The 18101-nt window shown below is 52.5% G+C and carries 16 protein-coding genes; 14 read left to right on the forward strand and 2 right to left on the reverse strand.

Translation table 11 applies throughout. The features are described from left to right. Positions 1 to 65: 65 nt before the first annotated feature. Positions 66 to 1106: an aldo/keto reductase gene (locus OGY71_RS05560; RefSeq protein WP_032945003.1), complete on the reverse strand. Its 1041-nt coding sequence runs from the start codon at positions 1104 to 1106 to the stop codon at positions 66 to 68. A gap of 155 nt (positions 1107 to 1261) precedes the next feature. Here OGY71_RS05560 and yghX point away from each other — a divergent pair, with 155 nt between their 5' ends. The 11 genes from yghX (at position 1262) to hybG (ending at position 11129) form a co-directional block, all read left to right on the forward strand. Then, positions 1262 to 2149 carry a YghX family hydrolase gene (gene yghX, locus OGY71_RS05565; RefSeq protein ID WP_126957693.1) on the forward strand — a complete coding sequence of 296 codons (888 nt, stop codon included), beginning with the start codon at positions 1262 to 1264 and terminating at the stop codon, positions 2147 to 2149. Positions 2150 to 2364: 215 nt separating this feature from the next. Next, positions 2365 to 4005 (forward strand): methyl-accepting chemotaxis protein, encoded by a 1641-nt coding sequence (locus OGY71_RS05570; RefSeq protein ID WP_063941825.1) that lies wholly within the window; start codon positions 2365 to 2367, stop codon positions 4003 to 4005. A gap of 84 nt (positions 4006 to 4089) precedes the next feature. Then, on the forward strand, positions 4090 to 4377 hold the full coding sequence (locus tag OGY71_RS05575) for a DUF2623 family protein (RefSeq protein ID WP_003024490.1): 288 nt from the start codon (positions 4090 to 4092) through the stop codon (positions 4375 to 4377). A gap of 188 nt (positions 4378 to 4565) precedes the next feature. After that, positions 4566 to 5684: a hydrogenase 2 small subunit gene (hybO, locus tag OGY71_RS05580; RefSeq protein ID WP_003024486.1), complete on the forward strand. Its 1119-nt coding sequence runs from the start codon at positions 4566 to 4568 to the stop codon at positions 5682 to 5684. A gap of 2 nt (positions 5685 to 5686) precedes the next feature. After that, entirely contained in the window at positions 5687 to 6673 is a 987-nt protein-coding gene (hybA, locus tag OGY71_RS05585) for a hydrogenase 2 operon protein HybA (protein WP_003828357.1), read from the forward strand. Beyond that, entirely contained in the window at positions 6663 to 7841 is a 1179-nt protein-coding gene (gene hybB, locus OGY71_RS05590; protein ID WP_003828354.1) for a Ni/Fe-hydrogenase cytochrome b subunit, read from the forward strand. The genes hybA and hybB overlap by 11 nt, the downstream gene beginning before the upstream one ends. After that, positions 7838 to 9541 carry a hydrogenase 2 large subunit gene (gene hybC / locus OGY71_RS05595; RefSeq protein WP_003828353.1) on the forward strand — a complete coding sequence of 568 codons (1704 nt, stop codon included), beginning with the start codon at positions 7838 to 7840 and terminating at the stop codon, positions 9539 to 9541. Before hybB ends, hybC begins: the two co-directional genes overlap by 4 nt. Then, the gene (locus OGY71_RS05600; RefSeq protein WP_003828351.1) at positions 9541 to 10035 is read left to right on the forward strand and encodes a HyaD/HybD family hydrogenase maturation endopeptidase; all 495 of its coding nucleotides are present in this window, start codon (positions 9541 to 9543) and stop codon (positions 10033 to 10035) included. The genes hybC and OGY71_RS05600 overlap by 1 nt, the downstream gene beginning before the upstream one ends. Then, positions 10028 to 10516, forward strand: coding sequence for a hydrogenase-2 assembly chaperone (hybE, locus tag OGY71_RS05605; RefSeq protein ID WP_003828350.1), 489 nt, complete (start codon positions 10028 to 10030; stop codon positions 10514 to 10516). Before OGY71_RS05600 ends, hybE begins: the two co-directional genes overlap by 8 nt. Continuing rightward, a complete protein-coding gene (hypA, locus tag OGY71_RS05610) occupies positions 10509 to 10850 on the forward strand; it encodes a hydrogenase maturation nickel metallochaperone HypA (RefSeq protein WP_003828349.1) in 342 nt (113 codons plus the stop codon). Before hybE ends, hypA begins: the two co-directional genes overlap by 8 nt. Positions 10851 to 10880: 30 nt before the next feature. Beyond that, the gene (gene hybG, locus OGY71_RS05615; protein ID WP_003024459.1) at positions 10881 to 11129 is read left to right on the forward strand and encodes a hydrogenase maturation factor HybG; all 249 of its coding nucleotides are present in this window, start codon (positions 10881 to 10883) and stop codon (positions 11127 to 11129) included. Positions 11130 to 11224: 95 nt separating this feature from the next. On the opposite strand, the gene yghU is transcribed toward hybG, so the two are convergent. After that, positions 11225 to 12091 carry a glutathione-dependent disulfide-bond oxidoreductase gene (yghU, locus tag OGY71_RS05620; protein ID WP_003828346.1) on the reverse strand — a complete coding sequence of 289 codons (867 nt, stop codon included), beginning with the start codon at positions 12089 to 12091 and terminating at the stop codon, positions 11225 to 11227. 218 nt (positions 12092 to 12309) lie between these two features. On the opposite strand from yghU, the gene OGY71_RS05625 reads away from it, so the two are divergent. From OGY71_RS05625 to OGY71_RS05635, 3 genes are all read left to right on the forward strand, one after another. Further along, on the forward strand, positions 12310 to 14598 hold the full coding sequence (locus tag OGY71_RS05625) for an FdhF/YdeP family oxidoreductase (protein WP_218667173.1): 2289 nt from the start codon (positions 12310 to 12312) through the stop codon (positions 14596 to 14598). Between the two features lie 153 nt (positions 14599 to 14751). Continuing rightward, positions 14752 to 16614, forward strand: a complete 1863-nt coding sequence (gene gss, locus OGY71_RS05630) for a bifunctional glutathionylspermidine amidase/synthase (protein ID WP_003828343.1) — start codon at positions 14752 to 14754, stop codon at positions 16612 to 16614. Positions 16615 to 16711: 97 nt separating this feature from the next. Next, a protein-coding gene (locus OGY71_RS05635; protein ID WP_286612912.1) for an IS3 family transposase occupies positions 16712 to 18069 on the forward strand; the annotation gives its coding sequence in 2 pieces (ribosomal slippage) (positions 16712 to 17174 and positions 17174 to 18069; 1359 coding nt in all). The last annotated feature ends 32 nt before the right edge of the window (positions 18070 to 18101 follow it).

The following is an 18101-nucleotide window of genomic DNA, read 5'->3' on the forward strand; positions in this document are numbered from 1 at the left end:
AGCTGGCTGGCCCGTATTACGTGCCGGGAAGAACAACGTTGCACCCGGCACGGGATTACCTACGGTTATTTGTCAGATGAGGCCTGCCACAGGTTCAGCTTACCGTCCGCGACGTGCTTATCGATCTGCGCCAGTTCTTCGGCGCTGAACGTCAGATTCGCCAGCGCCTGAACGTTCTCTTCCAGTTGCTCCGGTCGACTGGCGCCAATCAATACCGACGTTACCCTGTTGTCTTTTAGCAGCCAGCTTAAGGCCATTTGTGCCATCGACTGTCCACGCTGTTGCGCCATCTCATTAAGCAAACGCAGGCTGGTAAGGTTTTCTTCCGTCAGCATGTTTTCCGTTAACCCACGAACTTTTTTCCCTTCACGCTGCATGCGTGAACCTTCCGGAATACCGTTAAGGTATTTCCCCGTCAGCAGTCCCTGAGCCAGCGGTGTAAATGCGATGCAGCCCATACCGTTGGATTCCAGCGTATCCAGCAGGCCGCTGCTGTCTACCCAGCGGTTAAGCAGGTTGTAAGACGGCTGATGGATCAGCAATGGAATTTTCCATTCCCGCATCAGCTCGGCCATTTTCTGCGTACGTTCCGGGGAATAGGATGAGATGCCGACATACAGCGCTTTACCGCTTTGCACGGCGTGGGCCAGCGCCGAGGCGGTCTCTTCCATTGGCGTATTTTCGTCAACGCGGTGAGAGTAGAAGATATCGACATAGTCGAGACCCATGCGTTTCAGACTCTGGTCGAGGCTGGCGAGCAGGTATTTGCGCGAACCGCCAGAACCATATGGCCCAGGCCACATGTCATAGCCTGCCTTGGTGGAGATAATCAGTTCATCGCGATAGTGTGCAAAATCCTCGCGCAGCAATCGGCCAAAATTCTCTTCTGCGCTGCCTGGTGGCGGCCCATAGTTATTGGCTAAATCAAAATGCGTGATGCCTAAATCAAATGCTTTACGCAACAGGGCTCGCTGTGAATCCAGCGCCTGAACGTGCCCAAAACTGTGCCATAAACCCAGCGATAGCGCGGGTAAACGCAAACCGCTGCGCCCACAGTAGCGATAGAGCATCTGCTCGTAACGTTCAGGATTGGCAAACCAGGCCATGAGATCTCCTTAGTGCAGGTGAATTTCGAAACAACGTTTCTATTCTAGCGGGTTCACGGTGAATATCCCGTTCACCAGGTCACACTGAGATGAAAAACTGGGCAAAAACAGGTCACTGTGCTTTGCTTAAAAAAACATCAATCAGGAGTGCGACGATGCCGCGTTTGACTGCCAAAGATTTTTCGCAAGAACTGCTCGACTACTATGACTATTACGCGCATGGCAAAATAACGAAACGCGAGTTTCTCAATCTGGCAGCGAAATATGCAGTGGGTGGCATGACGGCGTTGGCCTTATTCAATTTATTGAAACCCAACTATGCCCTCGCAACGCAGGTAGAATTTACCGATCCCGATATTCTGGGGGAATATATTACCTATCCTTCGCCTGAAGGGCATGGTGATGTGCGGGGGTATTTAGTTAAACCTGCGAAGGTGACGGGGAATGTTCCGGCGGTGGTGGTAGTACATGAAAATCGTGGGCTGAATCCGTATATTGAAGATGTGGCGCGACGGGTGGCGAAGGCGGGCTTTATGGCACTCGCGCCTGATGGATTAAGTTCGGTAGGGGGATATCCAGGCAATGATGATAAAGGTCGGGAATTGCAGCAGCAGGTTGACCCCGTAAAGTTAATGAACGACTTTTTTGCCGCCATTGAATTTATGCAACATTATTCGGGGACCACGGGAAAGGTAGGTATCACCGGATTTTGCTACGGTGGTGGCGTATCGAATGCCGCCGCAGTGGCATTCCCGGAACTGGCCTGCGCGGTGCCTTTTTATGGGCGTCAGGTTCCTGCGTCAGATGTCCCTAAAATAAACGCGCCTTTATTACTGCACTATGCGCAATTAGATACACGTATTAATGAAGGATGGCCTGCCTATGAAGCGGCGCTTAAGGCCAATAAGAAAGTCTATGAAGCCTATATCTATCCCGGCGTTAATCATGGCTTTCACAACGATTCGACCCCCCGTTATGATAAAGCTGCCGCTGATTTAGCCTGGGAACGTACTCTTGCGTGGTTTAACAAATATTTGCGATAGAAAACAATAGATTATTTAATGCTTATAACTAATTACCTGAATAATAATGCTACCGAATTTCATTAGCATTCATATTGATATAGTGTGGAGAGAGAGTGGATGTACTTAAGAAAGTAAAAAAATAAAGAACGCATTATATCTTCTCTACTGCCTGCCGATAACAAGGATAAGTATCGCCTGATGGCGAATTCCTCATCAACGGCAAGGAAATTATTATGCGTTTGCTGAAAAACTTCACTATTCGTATTGTCATGTTGGCAATACTGGGACTTTTTTGCCTGCTCTGGTCGGGCGTGGGTTTATTCAGTCTTCATTCGTTATCAAAAATATCTGAAGGCAATGATATTGACCGTCATCTTGTCCATCAGATGACGGTTCTCAGTCAGGGCAACGATCAGTACTTTCGCTTCGTAACGCGCTTAAGTCGCGCCATGGATGTCAAAATGAGTGGCGGAACGCCTGATTTTGCGCCAGCGCAACAGTCCCTGGAGAATATGAGCAAAAAACTCCAGGAGATGAAAACATTATCTCCGGGCCCTATGGACCCTGACGTCGCTAACGCAGTACTGACGAAGTGGCAGGCGCTGCTGGACAACGGCGTGATCCCGCAAATGCAGCTGGCGCAGCAGGGAACGCTTACGGCCTTTGCTGAGCATGCCAGCACTATTACACCTGCGTTGAGCCGTGAATTTGGCGCCAGTGCCGAGCGTTTTAACGCCACGGCAGGTGAGCGACTCGATACCACCCGCGTGATGGTCGATGGCAAAACCTCTATCATCCGGACGCTAATTATCACCGCCGTTATCCTTGGGATTGCCCTCCTTTTCTTTACCGACCGCTACCTTGTTTCCATGATGGTGAAACCGCTGGGACGTATTCGCCAACAGTTCCAGCAGATTGCGCAGGGCGATCTCAGCCATCCCATCGAAGATTTTGGTCGTAACTGTGTGGGTCAACTGGTGCCGTTATTGTGCGCGATGCAGGATAGCCTACGTGAAGCCGTCAGTACCATCCGTTCAGGTAGTGACAATATCTGGCGAGGGGCGACGGAAATTTCGACCGGGAATAACGATCTCTCCTCACGTACTGAAGAACAGGCTGCGGCACTGGAAGAGACCGCTGCCAGCATGGAGCAGCTGACCGCAACGGTAAAACTGAACGCAGAAAATGCGCGTGAAGCCAGCCAGCTTGCCGATACGGCCACAGAAACGGCAGGCAAAGGGAGCACGCTGGTTTCGGAAGTGGTTGAGACGATGGACGGCATTGCCGCCAGTTCTAAACAGATCGCGGAAATCACGTCAGTTATTAATAGCATTGCTTTCCAGACCAACATTCTGGCGCTGAACGCGGCGGTTGAAGCAGCCAGGGCAGGCGAGCAGGGGCGCGGTTTTGCCGTCGTTGCCGGTGAAGTACGCAACCTTGCCAGTCGCAGCGCCGGGGCGGCGAAAGAGATTGAGACGCTGATTGGCGAGTCATCGCGTCGTGTTGATCAGGGTGCTCGTTTGGTTAAAGAAACAGGATTAACCATGGAGGCGATTCTGCGCGGCGCCACCGAAGTGACTGTCATCATGAAGCAAATTGCCTCTGCCTCGGAAGAACAGAATAAGGGTATCTCGCAGGTGAGCGTGGCGATCACGCAGATGGACAGCGTAACGCAACAGAATGCTGCGCTGGTAGAACAAGTTTCCGCCGCGGCAGTAGCGTTGGAACGACAAACAGAGGAGCTGCAACGTTCGGTGCAACAGTTCCGCCTTTCCGCTAATGATGTGCAATACACAGCCAGCCAAACCGCTTCCTCTTCAGCAGACAGCAAAACGTCTGCGGCCGCTAAAACGGATGAGTGGGTGTCCTTTTAAGCCGTTATAAAAAGTTCGTGATACCTCTGGTCTTTGCTTAAAAAATCGCTATATAATTTATTATATAGCGATTGGAGGTTATGCATGGACAACCATTTTGGTAAAGGTCTGATGGCCGGATTAAACGCCTCAAGTGCGGATAGTGCACGCTCGGTGGCGAATTTTTGTGCGGATTATAAGCGTGGTTTTGTGCTGGGATTTTCACATCGAATGTTTGAAAAAACGGGCGATCGACAGCTCAGCGCGTGGGAAGCGGGGATCCTGACGCGCCGTTATGGGCTGGATAAAGAGATGGTGATGGATTTCTTTAAAGAGAACCAGTCCAGTACAACAATTCGGTTTTTCATGGCCGGCTATCGACTCGAAGCTTGATCCGAAAGGGGTATTATCTTGCTTTAATTAATTACACTATTGACCTACGCCTTCGTTTTGTTGCTCCGCCGAAGTATTATAATGCACATAACCATATAAAAAGTGTGGTAATGGCGCGCCGATCGCAATATGCAACATGCGAATGGTGCAAAATAAAAGCCAGGTCTTCGCAACGGAATAACTATAAAATGACTGGAGATAACTCTCTCATCAATTCGAGCGGCATTAATCGCCGTGATTTCATGAAGCTTTGTGCAGCACTGGCCGCTACCATGGGGCTCAGTAGCAAAGCCGCCGCAGAAATGGCCGAATCAGTTTCTCGTCCTCAGCGCCCACCGGTTATCTGGATTGGTGCTCAGGAGTGTACGGGTTGTACTGAATCGCTGCTTCGCGCGACACACCCTACAGTGGAAAACCTCGTTCTGGAGACAATCTCTCTGGAATACCATGAGGTGCTCTCTGCCGCCTTCGGCCATCAGGTCGAAGAGAACAAACATAACGCTCTGGAGAAGTACAAAGGGCAATATGTTCTGGTAGTAGATGGTTCTATCCCACTGAAAGATAATGGTATTTACTGCATGGTTGCCGGTGAGCCGATCGTGGATCACATCCGCCGGGCCGCAGAAGGCGCAGCCGCTATCATTGCCATCGGCTCTTGCGCCGCGTGGGGTGGTGTTGCTGCCGCTGGCGTTAACCCAACGGGTGCCGTCGGCCTGCAAGAAGTTCTGCCAGGCAAAACCATCATCAACATCCCCGGCTGTCCGCCGAACCCGCATAACTTCCTCGCAACGGTCGCGCATATCATCACTTATGGTAAGCCGCCGAAGCTGGATACCAAAAACCGTCCGACATTCGCCTATGGCCGTTTGATTCACGAACACTGCGAACGTCGCCCGCACTTCGATGCTGGTCGTTTTGCTAAAGAGTTTGGTGATGAAGGCCACCGTGAAGGTTGGTGCCTCTACCATCTGGGCTGTAAAGGGCCAGAAACCTACGGCAACTGCTCAACGCTGCAATTCTGCGATGTGGGTGGCGTGTGGCCGGTGGCTATCGGTCACCCTTGCTACGGCTGTAACGAAGAAGGCGTCGGCTTCCATAAAGGTATTCACCAGCTTGCTCATGTGGAAAACCAAACGCCGCGTTCCGAGAAACCTGACGTCAACATGAAAGAAGGTGGCAATGTTTCTGCCGGAGCGATTGGACTGCTGGGTGGCGTAGTAGGACTGGTTGCCGGTGTCAGCGTGATGGCGGTTCGTGAACTGGGGCGTCAGCAGAAGAAAGATAACGCTGACTCACGGGGAGAATAACCGTGAACAGACGTAACTTTATAAAAGCAGCCTCCAGCGGGGCATTGCTGTTGGGCGCAGCGCCGTCCATCAGCCATGCGGCTGCAGAAAACCGTCCGCCGATCCCAGGTTCTCTTGGGATGCTCTATGACTCGACGCTGTGCGTAGGCTGCCAGGCCTGTGTCACCAAGTGTCAGGATATCAACTTCCCGGCGCGTAACCCGGAAGGCGAGCAAACCTGGTCGAACAACGACAAACTGTCGCCGTATACCAATAACATCATTCAGGTGTGGCGTAGCGGAACAGGCGTTAACAAAGACCAGGAAGAAAATGGCTACGCATACATCAAGAAACAGTGCATGCACTGTGTTGATCCGAACTGCGTTTCCGTTTGCCCGGTCTCCGCGCTGAAGAAAGATCCGAAAACCGGCATCGTCCATTATGACAAAGATGTCTGCACGGGCTGTCGTTACTGCATGGTCGCCTGCCCGTACAACGTGCCTAAGTACGACTACAACAACCCGTTTGGTGCGCTTCACAAATGTGAACTGTGTAACCAGAAAGGCGTTGAGCGTCTGGACAAAGGTGGTTTACCGGGTTGTGTTGAAGTGTGCCCAGCCGGTGCGGTGATTTTTGGTACGCGTGAAGAGCTGATGGCTGAGGCGAAAAAACGTCTCGCGCTGAAGCCAGGTAGCGAATACCACTATCCGCGTCAGACGGTGAAAGCAGGCGATACCTATCTGCATACGGTACCGAAGTACTACCCGCACCTGTACGGTGAGAAAGAAGGTGGTGGTACGCAGGTTATGGTACTGACGGGTGTTCCTTACGAGGATTTGGATCTGCCGAAGCTGGATGATCTTTCAACTGGTGCGCGTTCCGAACATGTTCAACATTCCCTGTACAAGGGCATGATATTACCCCTGGCTGCGCTGGCGGGCTTAACCGTGCTGGTTCGTCGTAACACGAAAAACGACCATCACGATGGAGGAGACGATCATGAGTCATGATCCTAAACCGCTGGGCGGAAAAATAATCAGCAAACCGGTCATTATTTTTGGGCCGCTTATCGTCCTGTGTATGCTCCTGATCGTGAAACGTCTGGTCTTCGGACTGGGCTCAGTCTCCGATCTGAACGGCGGTTTCCCATGGGGTGTATGGATCGCGTTTGACCTGTTGATTGGTACTGGCTTCGCGTGCGGTGGTTGGGCGCTGGCGTGGGCGGTGTACGTTTTCAACAGAGGACAATACCATCCATTGGTTCGTCCGGCGCTGCTGGCGAGTCTGTTTGGCTACTCGTTGGGTGGTCTGTCGATCACCATTGACGTCGGTCGTTACTGGAACCTGCCGTATTTCTACATTCCGGGCCACTTCAACGTGAACTCGGTACTGTTCGAAACGGCGGTCTGTATGACCATCTATATCGGCATCATGGCGCTGGAATTTGCTCCGGCTCTGTTTGAACGTCTGGGGTGGAAAGTTTCCCTCAAACGTTTGAATAAAGTGATGTTCTTTATTATTGCCCTCGGCGCGCTGCTGCCAACCATGCACCAGTCTTCAATGGGTTCATTGATGATTTCTGCGGGTTATAAGGTGCATCCGCTATGGCAAGCTTATGAAATGCTGCCGCTTTTCTCGGTATTAACCGCCTTTATTATGGGCTTCTCGATCGTCATCTTTGAAGGCTCGTTGGTACAAGCCGGTCTGAAAGGTAACGGTCCGGACGAGAAAAGTTTGTTCATCAAGCTGACGAATACCATCAGCGTGCTGCTGGCGATTTTCGTCGTCCTGCGCTTTGGCGAACTGATCTATCGCGACAAGCTGTCCTATGCGTTCTCAGGCGATCTTTACTCCCTGATGTTCTGGCTTGAAGTCGTGCTGATGGTCTTCCCGCTGGTGGTGCTGCGCGTCACTAAGCTGCGTAATGACTCGCGCATGCTGTATCTGTCTGCGCTGAGCGCGTTGCTGGGTTGTGCAACATGGCGTCTGTCCTATTCGCTGGTGGCGTTCAATCCTGGTGGTGGCTACCACTACTTCCCGACCTGGGAAGAGCTGTTGATTTCTATTGGTTTTGTGGCTATTGAGATTTGTGCATACATCGTACTCATTCGTCTACTGCCGATACTTCCTCCTTTAAAACAAAACGATCAAAATCGTCATGAGGCGAGCAAAGCATGAGCCAGAGAATTACTATTGATCCGGTAACCCGTATTGAGGGTCATTTACGCATCGACTGCGAAATCGAAAATGGCGTGGTATCTAAAGCATGGGCTTCCGGTACCATGTGGCGTGGCATGGAAGAGATCGTGAAAAACCGCGATCCGCGCGATGCCTGGATGATTGTGCAGCGTATCTGTGGCGTTTGTACGACCACTCACGCTATCTCTTCCGTTCGTGCAGCAGAAAGTGCGCTGAATATTGATGTTCCGGTGAACGCACAGTATATCCGTAACATCATTCTGGCCGCGCACACCACGCATGACCACATTGTTCACTTCTATCAGTTGTCTGCGCTGGACTGGGTGGATATCACTTCTGCACTGAAAGCCGACCCAGCGAAAGCGTCTGCCATGCTGAACGGCGTGTCCTCCTGGCACCTGAACAGCGCAGAAGAGTTCACCAAGGTTCAGAACAAGATCAAAGATCTTGTTGCCAGCGGTCAGTTAGGCATTTTTGCTAACGGTTGCTGGGGTCACCCGGCAATGCAGCTGCCGCCGGAAGTGAACCTGATTGCGGTCGCACACTACCTGCAAGCGCTGGAATGCCAGCGTGATGCCAACCGCGTTGTGGCACTGTTAGGCGGTAAAACGCCGCACATCCAGAACCTGGCGGTAGGTGGGGTTGCTAACCCAATTAACCTTGACGGCCTCGGCGTGCTGAACCTTGAACGCCTGATGTACATCAAGTCCTTCATCGATAAGCTGAGCGACTTCGTTGAGCAGGTGTACAAGGTTGATACCGCGGTTATTGCTGCGTTCTATCCTGAGTGGCTGGAACGTGGTCAGGGTGCGGTTAACTACCTGAGTGCGCCGGAATTCCCGACAGACGGTAAAAACGGCAGCTTCCTGTTCCCGGGCGGTTATATCACCGATGCCGATCTTTCGACCTATCGTCCGATCACCTCTCACTCAGATGAGTACCTGATCAAAGGGATTCAGGAGAGTGCGAAACACGCGTGGTACAAAGACGAAGCGCCGCAGGCTCCGTGGGAAGGCACAACGGTTCCTGATTACACCGGTTGGTCAGACGACGGCAAATACTCCTGGGTTAAAGCACCGACCTTCTACGGTAAAACGGTTGAAGTGGGTCCGCTGGCCAACATGCTGTGTAAACTGGCGGCCAAACGCGAGTCTACCCATGCCAAGCTGAATGAAATCATCGCGATTTACACCAAGCTGACTGGTAAAACTATCGAAGTGTCGCAGTTGCACTCTACGCTGGGCCGTATTATTGGCCGTACCGTTCACTGCTGTGAACTGCAGAACGTTCTGCAGGATCAGTACAACGCGCTGATTGTGAACATCGGTAAGGGCGACCACACCACCTTCGTGAAACCGGATATTCCGGCAACGGGTGAATTCAAAGGTGTTGGTTTCCTCGAAGCGCCACGCGGTATGCTGTCTCACTGGATGGTGATTAAAGACGGCATTATCAGCAACTACCAGGCGGTTGTACCGTCAACCTGGAACTCTGGCCCACGTAACTTTAATGATGAAGTGGGACCATATGAGCGCTCGCTGGTAGGTACGCCGATTGCCGATCCAAACAAACCGCTGGAAGTGGTTCGTACCATTCACTCCTTCGACCCTTGTATGTCATGTGCGGTGCATGTGGTGGACGTTGACGGGAACGAAGTGGTCTCAGTTAAGGTTCTGTAATGCGGATATTAGTCTTAGGGGTCGGCAATATTTTGCTGACCGACGAAGCCATCGGGGTACGTATCGTTGAGGCATTAGAGCAACGGTACATCCTGCCAGACTTTGTTGATGTTCTGGACGGTGGTACGGCTGGGATGGAGCTTCTCGGCGATATGGCGAACAGAGATCATCTGATCATTGCTGACGCCATTGTGTCGAAGAAAAACACGCCAGGAACGATGATGATCCTGCGGGATGAAGAGATCCCGGCGCTGTTTACCAACAAAATCTCACCGCACCAGCTTGGCCTGGCCGACGTATTGTCGGCCCTGCGTTTTACCGGCGAGTTTCCGAAAAAGCTGACCTTAGTCGGCGTTATTCCGGAATCGCTGGAACCGCATATCGGGCTAACGCCAACGGTTGAAGCGATGATTGAACCGGCGCTGGAGCAGGTTCTTGCCGCGCTTCGCGAATCAGGCGTTGAAGCGATCCCTCGGGAGGCGGCTCATGTCTGAGGAGTTTGTCGGTTTTCAGACGGCCCCGAAGACGCAGATTCAGGCAGCGTTTGAAGAGGTTGCCCGGCGTTCGATGCACGATCTCTCTTTCTTGCATCCGAACATGCCGGTGTATGTCTCTGATTTTACGCTGTTTGAAGGACAGTGGACGGGGTGTGTTATCACACCCTGGATGCTCAGCGCACTGATTTTCCCCGGGCCGGACCAGATCTGGCCGGTGCGTAAAGTCAGCGAAAAAATCGGGCTGCGTCTGCCGTATGGCGAGATGACCTTTACCGTTGGTGAACTGGATGGCGTATCGCAATACCTTTCCTGTTCACTGATGTCGCCGCTTTCGCACAGCATGTCGGCGCAAGAAGGTGTGCGTCTGACTGACGATTGCGCGCGCATGCTGTTATCGCTGCCGGTGAGCGATCCGAATGCGCCGCAGCTAAATCGTCGCGCGCTACTGCTGGGTCGTCGGAACTGCGAAAATGCATGAGCTGTCCCTTTGTCAGAGCGCGGTTGAGATTGTTCAACAGCAGGCAGAGCAGCACGGTGTCAAACGTGTAACCGGCGTTTGGCTGGAAATCGGAGCGCTCTCGTGCGTTGAAGAGAGCGCCGTCCGTTTCAGTTTCGACATCGTCTGTCAGGGCACGCTGGCGCAAGGGTGTGAGCTGCATATTGATTACAAACCAGCCCAGGCATGGTGCTGGGATTGCAGTCAGGTTGTGGAAATCACCCAGCATGATGCGCAGTGTCCACTATGTCAGGGCGATCGTCTGCGGGTTGATGCAGGCGATTCACTGAAAGTGAAAAGTATTGAAGTCGAATAACCCATAGGTTGCTATGGGGCGGAGTCAGATATGTGTATTGGAGTCCCTGGTCAGGTTCTGGCCGTTGGTGAAGATATTCACCAGCTTGCGCAGGTTGAAGTGTGCGGCATCAAACGTGATGTCAATATTGCCCTAATTTGTGAAGGTGATACCGCTGAGCTGGTCGGGCAATGGGTGCTGGTGCACGTAGGGTTCGCCATGAGCATCATTGATGAAGATGAAGCTAAAGCCACGTTAGACGCACTTCGCCGCATGGAGTACGACGTCACCAGCGCGTGATTTTATGCCGGATGGCGGCGCAAACGCCTTATCCGGCCTACGGCATGGCATCTTTGTAGGCCTGATAAGACGCCCCGGCGTCGCCATCAGGCATTTTAACCCTGGCGCTTATCTTCGGTATTGGTGTCGAAGTCGCTGGCGTCATGACGTTCATGAAGCTGCTCGTTCAGCGGCCCGTTAGTGCGGTTTACAATACGACCTCGCTTAACTGCCGGACGCGCGGCAACCTCTTTTGCCCAGCGCTGCACGTGCTTGTAACTTCCTGCATCGAGGAACTCTGCCGCGTCGTACACGTTACCCAGCACCACATTGCCAAACCATGGCCAGACCGCCATATCGGCAATGGTGTATTCATCTCCAGCCACAAACTTATGCTGTGCTAACTGCTTATCCAGCACGTCGAGTAAGCGCTTGGCTTCCATAGTGAAGCGGTTAATAGCGTACTCAATTTTTACCGGCGCATAGTTGTAAAAGTGACCAAAACCACCGCCGAGGAACGGCGCCGCACCCTGTAACCAGAACAACCAGTTCAGCGTTTCGGTACGTTTTGCCAAATCCTGCGGCAGGAAATAACCGTATTTTTCCGCCAGATAGAGCAGTATTGCGCCAGATTCGAATACGCGAACCGGTGGGTTTTGCGAGTGGTCACGCAGTGCCGGGATCTTCGAGTTCGGATTCACCTCAACAAAGCCGCTGGAAAACTGATCGCCATCGCCGATGCGGATAATCCAGGCATCGTATTCCGCGCCCTTCACGCCCTGCGCCAGTAACTCCTCCAGCATAATCGTCACTTTCTGCCCGTTTGGCGTACCCAGCGAATAGAGCTGTAGCGGATGCTTGCCAACCGGCAGCGTTTTCTCGTGGGTGGCACCGGAAACCGGGCGGTTGATATTGGCGAATGCGCCGCCGTTCGACTTTTCCCACGTCCAGACTTTCGCGGGCTGATAGGTATTGTCTGACATATTGACCTGCCTTCTGAGTGGTTGTGTTGATGCAGTGTAGCAGTTAGGTAGAACTCAATTTAACAGATTGGGACTTTATGTCGCTTTGTGCTGAAAGGGGAAGATAAATCTAACCCGTTCATTGTACCTGGCCCGTACTCCATGAAGAGGAAATCAATGTTGGACGGAAATTGCTACCGTATTCACCATCAAAAATTGGCGGCTAATAAGCAGTAATAATGAAAAATGGTGTTCCAGGAGTAAGCGGTTATCAGGGCCCTGCGGGTGGGTGGGGCGCGGTAAAAGCCGTCACTGCTTCGGTGTTTTCGCAAAAGGCTGTTGCGCGCGACATTATCGCGATGTTCAAAATGAACCAGGTGAAAGGGTTCGATTGTCCGGGATGTGCGTGGCCGGACCCAGGGCATCGTGCGCCAATGGAGCTGTGCGAAAATGGCGTTAAGGCGGTTTCCTGGGAGACAACCAGTAAGAAAGCGTCACCGGAATTTTTCAGCCGTCACCCGGTTTCCACGCTGTGGCACTACAGCGATTATGAACTGGAAAACATTGGTCGTTTGACGCATCCAATGAAATACGATGCAATGTCAGACACCTGGCAGGCGGTAGATTGGGATTTCGCCTTTCGGGAGATCGGCGAGCGTCTGCGCAGCTATGACTCAGCACAACAGGTTGAATTTTACACCTCCGGCAGAACGTCAAATGAGGCGGCGTTCCTGTATCAGCTGTTTGCCCGCGAATATGGTAGTAGCAACTTTCCTGATTGCTCAAACATGTGCCACGGACCGACCAGCGCAGGGCTAACGCCGGCCATTGGTCTTGGGAAAGGGACCGTTGAACTTGATGATTTCGACCACTGCGATCTGGTGATTTGTATCGGGCATAACCCTGGTACTAACCATCCACGCATGCTGACCACCTTGCGCGACGTTGCCAAACGAGGAGCCAAAATTATCTCCATCAACCCGCTGAACGAAAGGGGGCTTGAGCGCTTTAGCTTCCCGCAAAGCGCGAAAGAGATGTTCACCGGTCAGGCGACGGAGCTGAGCAACGACTACTACCAGGTAAAAATGGGCGGGGACGCCTCGTTGCTCAAAGGCATAATGAAGGCGCTAATCGAAATGGACGAAGCGCGGATCCTACTGGATCAGCAGCCGACGCTCGATCATGCGTTTATCGACCAACATACCGCGGGATATGCAGCGCTGTATGACGACTTACGTCAGCATAACTGGGCTGAGCTGGAACAGGACTCGGGCCTGACGCGCAGTCAGATGGAAGATCTGGCGCACAGCTACAGTAAATCCAGCGCCACGATTGTTTGTTATGGTCTGGGCATCACTCAGCATAAAAACGGCACCGAGAACGTCCAGCAGCTGGTAAATCTGTTGCTGCTGAAAGGCAATATGGGTAAGCCGGGGGCGGGGATCTGCCCGTTACGCGGTCATTCTAACGTGCAGGGCGATCGTTCTGTAGGGATCAACGAAGCGGCGTCCGAAGACTTCCTGCAACGCCTTGAGAAGCATTTTTCTATCCGTGTTCCGCGCAAACATGGCCGCTCCAGCGTGGAGAGTATTCGGGCCATCGAGCGGGGAGATGCAAAAGCGCTCATCTGCATGGGCGGCAATCTGGCGGTAGCGATGCCCCAGCCGCAGCGTACCTTTGCGGCGATGAAAAATCTGGATCTGCAGGTCCATGTGGCGACCAAACTGAACAGATCTCATCTGCTGCTGGCAAAGCATAACTACCTGCTACCTGCATTAGGCCGAACGGAGCGCGACATGCAGGCGACGGGGATCCAGTCGGTGACCGTCGAAGATTCTATGTCGATGGTTCACGCTTCCTGCGGCGCGCTGAAGCCGGCTTCCCGCTGGCTAAAATCGGAGCCCGCGATTGTGGCGGGCATGGCGCGTGCCACGCTACCGCGTTCACCGATCAACTGGGAAGCATTTACCGGGGACTACGCGTTGATCCGTGACGCCATTGAAGCCGTGATCCCGGCGTTCCACGATTACAACGCACGTATTGCCGAGCCGGGCGGATTTCGTATGGATACGCCTGCTTCGCGCCGTGAATGGCAAACGGCGAATGGCAAAGCCAACTTTATCGTCAGTAATCAGCGGGCGGTGGAGCGGGAACATCAGCCTGCCGATGCGCTGGTGCTGGCGACGTTGCGTAGCCACGATCAGTACAACACCACGATTTATGGGATGAACGATCGCTATCGTGGCATTACCGGTCGTCGGGATGTGGTGTTTTTAAGCGCCGAAGAAGCGACGAGCCGCGGTCTGAGCCAGGGTGATGTGGTCAACGTTCAGGCGCTGGACGACAATGGTCAGCCCTGCGCGGATCGCATCATGTACGGTTTAACGGTGGTGATTTACAACATGGCGGCTGGCTCAATTGGCGCCTATCTGCCAGAAGCGAATGTCCTGCTTTCGCTGGATGCGGTAGATACGCAAAGTTTGACTCCGGCGTATAAAAGCGTACCGGTTACCCTGACCAAAGCGTAGTTCCTGCTGTGAATTTTTCGCCTCTGAGCGCCAGCCGCTGCGTTGAGGTGTATGATGATGTCGACCTCTGTCCGGTTAGTGTCGCAGAGCAGGCAACCAGAGCGAAAAATTCACGCCAACCTGCTCAGGCTGTATTGTTTTGAGGTAAGGTGCATGAGCAAAGGAACGACCAGTCAGGATGCCCCATTCGGGACATTATTGGGCTACGCCCCAGGTGGCGTAGCAATCTACTCTTCAGATTACAGCTCCCTCGACCCACGGGACTACGACGATGATGCGGCATTTCGCAGCTATATCGACGATGAATACATGGGCCACAAATGGCAGTGCGTAGAGTTCGCACGCCGCTTTCTCTTCCTAAACTATGGCATGGTCTTCACCGATGTGGGTATGGCCTGGGAGATCTTCTCCTTACGCTTCCTGCGCGAAGTAGTGAATGACAACATCCTACCGTTACAGGCATTTCCGAATGGTTCGCCCCGCGCGCCGGTAGCAGGCGCTCTGCTTATCTGGCAAAAAGGCGGCGAATTTAAAGATACCGGGCATGTGGCGGTCGTCACCCAGTTGCTGGAAAACAAAATCCGTATTGCCGAGCAGAACGTGCTCCATACGCCGTTGCCTCCCGGACAGCAGTGGACCCGCGAACTGGAGATGGTGGTTGAGAACGGTTGTTATACCCTGTGTGATACCTTTGACGACACCACTATCCTTGGTTGGATGATTCAGACCGATGATACCCGTTACAGCCTGCCGCAGCCGGAGATCGCCAATGACTCGCTGAAAATCAGCGGTGCGCGACTGGAAGATAATGGGCAGTTTGACGGCAAATGGCTGGATGAACAGGATCCGCTGCAAAAAGCCTACGTGCTGGCGAATGGGCATGTGATTAATCAGGACCCTCATCAGTACTTCACCATTACCGAGAGCGCCGAGCAGGAGCTGATTAAAGCCACCAACGAGCTGCACCTGATGTATCTGCATGCGACCGACAAGGTGCTGAAAGACGACAACCTGCTGGCGCTGTTTGATATCCCGAAAATCCTCTGGCCGCGCCTGCGCCTTTCCTGGCAGCGTCGTCGGCATCATATGATTACGGGGCGTATGGATTTCTGTATGGATGAACGTGGACTGAAGGTGTATGAGTACAACGCCGATTCCGCATCGTGCCATACCGAAGCCGGTTTGATTCTCGAAAGATGGGCCGAGCGTGGTTACACAGGGCAGGGACACAACCCGGCTGAAGGGTTGATCAACGAACTGGCAGGTGCCTGGAAGCACAGCCGCGCACGTCCGTTTGTCCACATCATGCAGGATAAGGATATCGAGGAAAACTATCACGCGCAGTTTATGCAGCAGGCGCTGCGTCAGGCCGGGTTTGACAGCAAAATTCTGCGAGGTCTGGATGAACTGCGCTGGGATGACGCCGGTCAATTGATTGACGGGGACGGTCGTCTGGTGAACTGCGTCTGGAAGACCTGGGCGTGGGAAACCGCAATTGAACAGGTGCGCGAGGTCAGCGAAACGGAGTACGCCGCGGTGCCAATTCGTACCGGGCATACGAATCAGGAAGTGCGCTTAATCGATGTGTTGCTGCGCCCGGAAGTGCTGGTCTTCGAACCTCTGTGGACGGTTATCCCTGGCAACAAAGCGATTCTGCCGATCCTTTGGCAACTGTTCCCGCACCACCGTTATCTGCTTGATACGGATTTCACTGTTAATGAAGAGCTGGCGCAAACCGGTTATGCGGTGAAACCTATTGCAGGACGTTGTGGCAGCAACATCGATCTGGTGAGTCATCAGGAAGAGCTACTGGATAAAACCAGCGGTAAGTTTGCCGAGCAGAAGAACATTTATCAGCAGCTTTGGTGTCTGCCAAAAGTTGCCGGTAAATATATCCAGGTTTGTACCTTTACCGTAGGTGGTAACTATGGCGGTACCTGCCTGCGTGGTGACGAGTCGCTGGTGATTAAAAAAGAGAGCGATATCGAACCGCTGATTGTGGTGAAGGAAGACTAATCTTTCTGCTCGCTCATGAGTGAGATATGAAAAGCCGGAGTATATCTGAACTGCACCCAAAAAGTTGGACACCCAACGAAGTAAGGTGCAGTTTTTTATGAGCAAGTATTCTCTCAGCTTCAAGCTTGAGGTTGTGCAGCACTATCTTTCCGGGCTGGAAGGACAGGAGGCGACTGCAAAACGTTTTGGTATCGATCACAGTGCCGTTCGTAAATGGTCTGCTACCTGGAAGCTCCATGGCGAAGCCGGGCTTACAACCCGGCATTTCACCTATTCTCCTGCTTTTAAAGAGTCCGTTATCCTGCATATGCGTGAACACCAGCTGTCTGTTCGCGAAGTCTGTGCAAAATTCACTATCCCTGCCTTTTCCACTGTTAGTCAGTGGGAACGACTGTATGATGAAGGGGGATTAGAAGCCCTTACAGACAGTCGACGCAGGAAAAAAACGATGCCAGAACGCCCTGAGAATCACCCCGTCCCTCCTTTGCAGACCCCTCTTGCTCCGGATGAACGTGAGGAACTTGAACAACTGCGTGCTGAAGTGGCATATCTAAAAAAGCTGCAGGCCTTACTCAGGGAAAGAAGCACGTCAGGACGCGGGATAAAGCGCAGGTCGTGAATGAGTTAAGGCTGAAGTTCCCTCTTGCACGCTTATTAAAAGCTGCAGGGCTGGCAAGAAGCACGTTCTACTGGCAACTGGCCAACGGTAAAAAACCAGACAAATATGCCGATGATAAGCAGCATATTTTAACGCTGTTCCATAAACATAAAGGACGGTATGGATACAGGCGAATCACGCTGGCTGGCCGCCGGGAAGGAAGCTTACTGAACCATAAAACGGTTCAGAGGTTAATGAAGGTGTTAGATTTAACCTGTTGTATCAGAAGGAAGAAATATAACTCTTACAAAGGCCGGCATGGGAAAGTTGCGGGTAATGTACTGAACCGGCAGTTCAGTGTGGATAAACCCAACCAGAAGTGGGTAACAGATGTCACGGAATTTAAAATAAGCGGAGAAAAGCTGTATCTGTCCCCGGTTCTGGATCTGTATAACGGAGAAATAGTAGCGTATCAGATGGAGTCCCGTCCTCTTCTGTCGATGGTGGATAACATGCTGTCGAAGGCTATATCTGTACTGGGCAAAAACGAATACCCGCTGCTCCACTCAGATCAGGGCTGGCAATATCAGATGGCGCATTATCAGAACCGGCTAAAGGAGGCGGGTCTAAAACAGAGCATGTCAAGAAAGGGAAACTGTCATGACAATGCAGTGATGGAGAGCTTCTTCGGCACACTGAAATCTGAGTGTTTTTACCTCACGGAACACAAGAATATCAGCGAGTTGCGCATGGCTATCGATGACTACATCCACTATTACAACCATGAAAGAATAAAACAGAAACTGAAAGGCCTGAGTCCGGTAGAGTACCGAACCCAGGCCCAGATAACCGCTTAAAATAAACTGTCCAACATTATGGGGTCAGTTCA

The sequence above is a fragment of the Citrobacter sp. Cpo109 genome, assembly GCF_030332565.1.
Classification (GTDB): Bacteria; Pseudomonadota; Gammaproteobacteria; order Enterobacterales; family Enterobacteriaceae; genus Citrobacter; species Citrobacter portucalensis.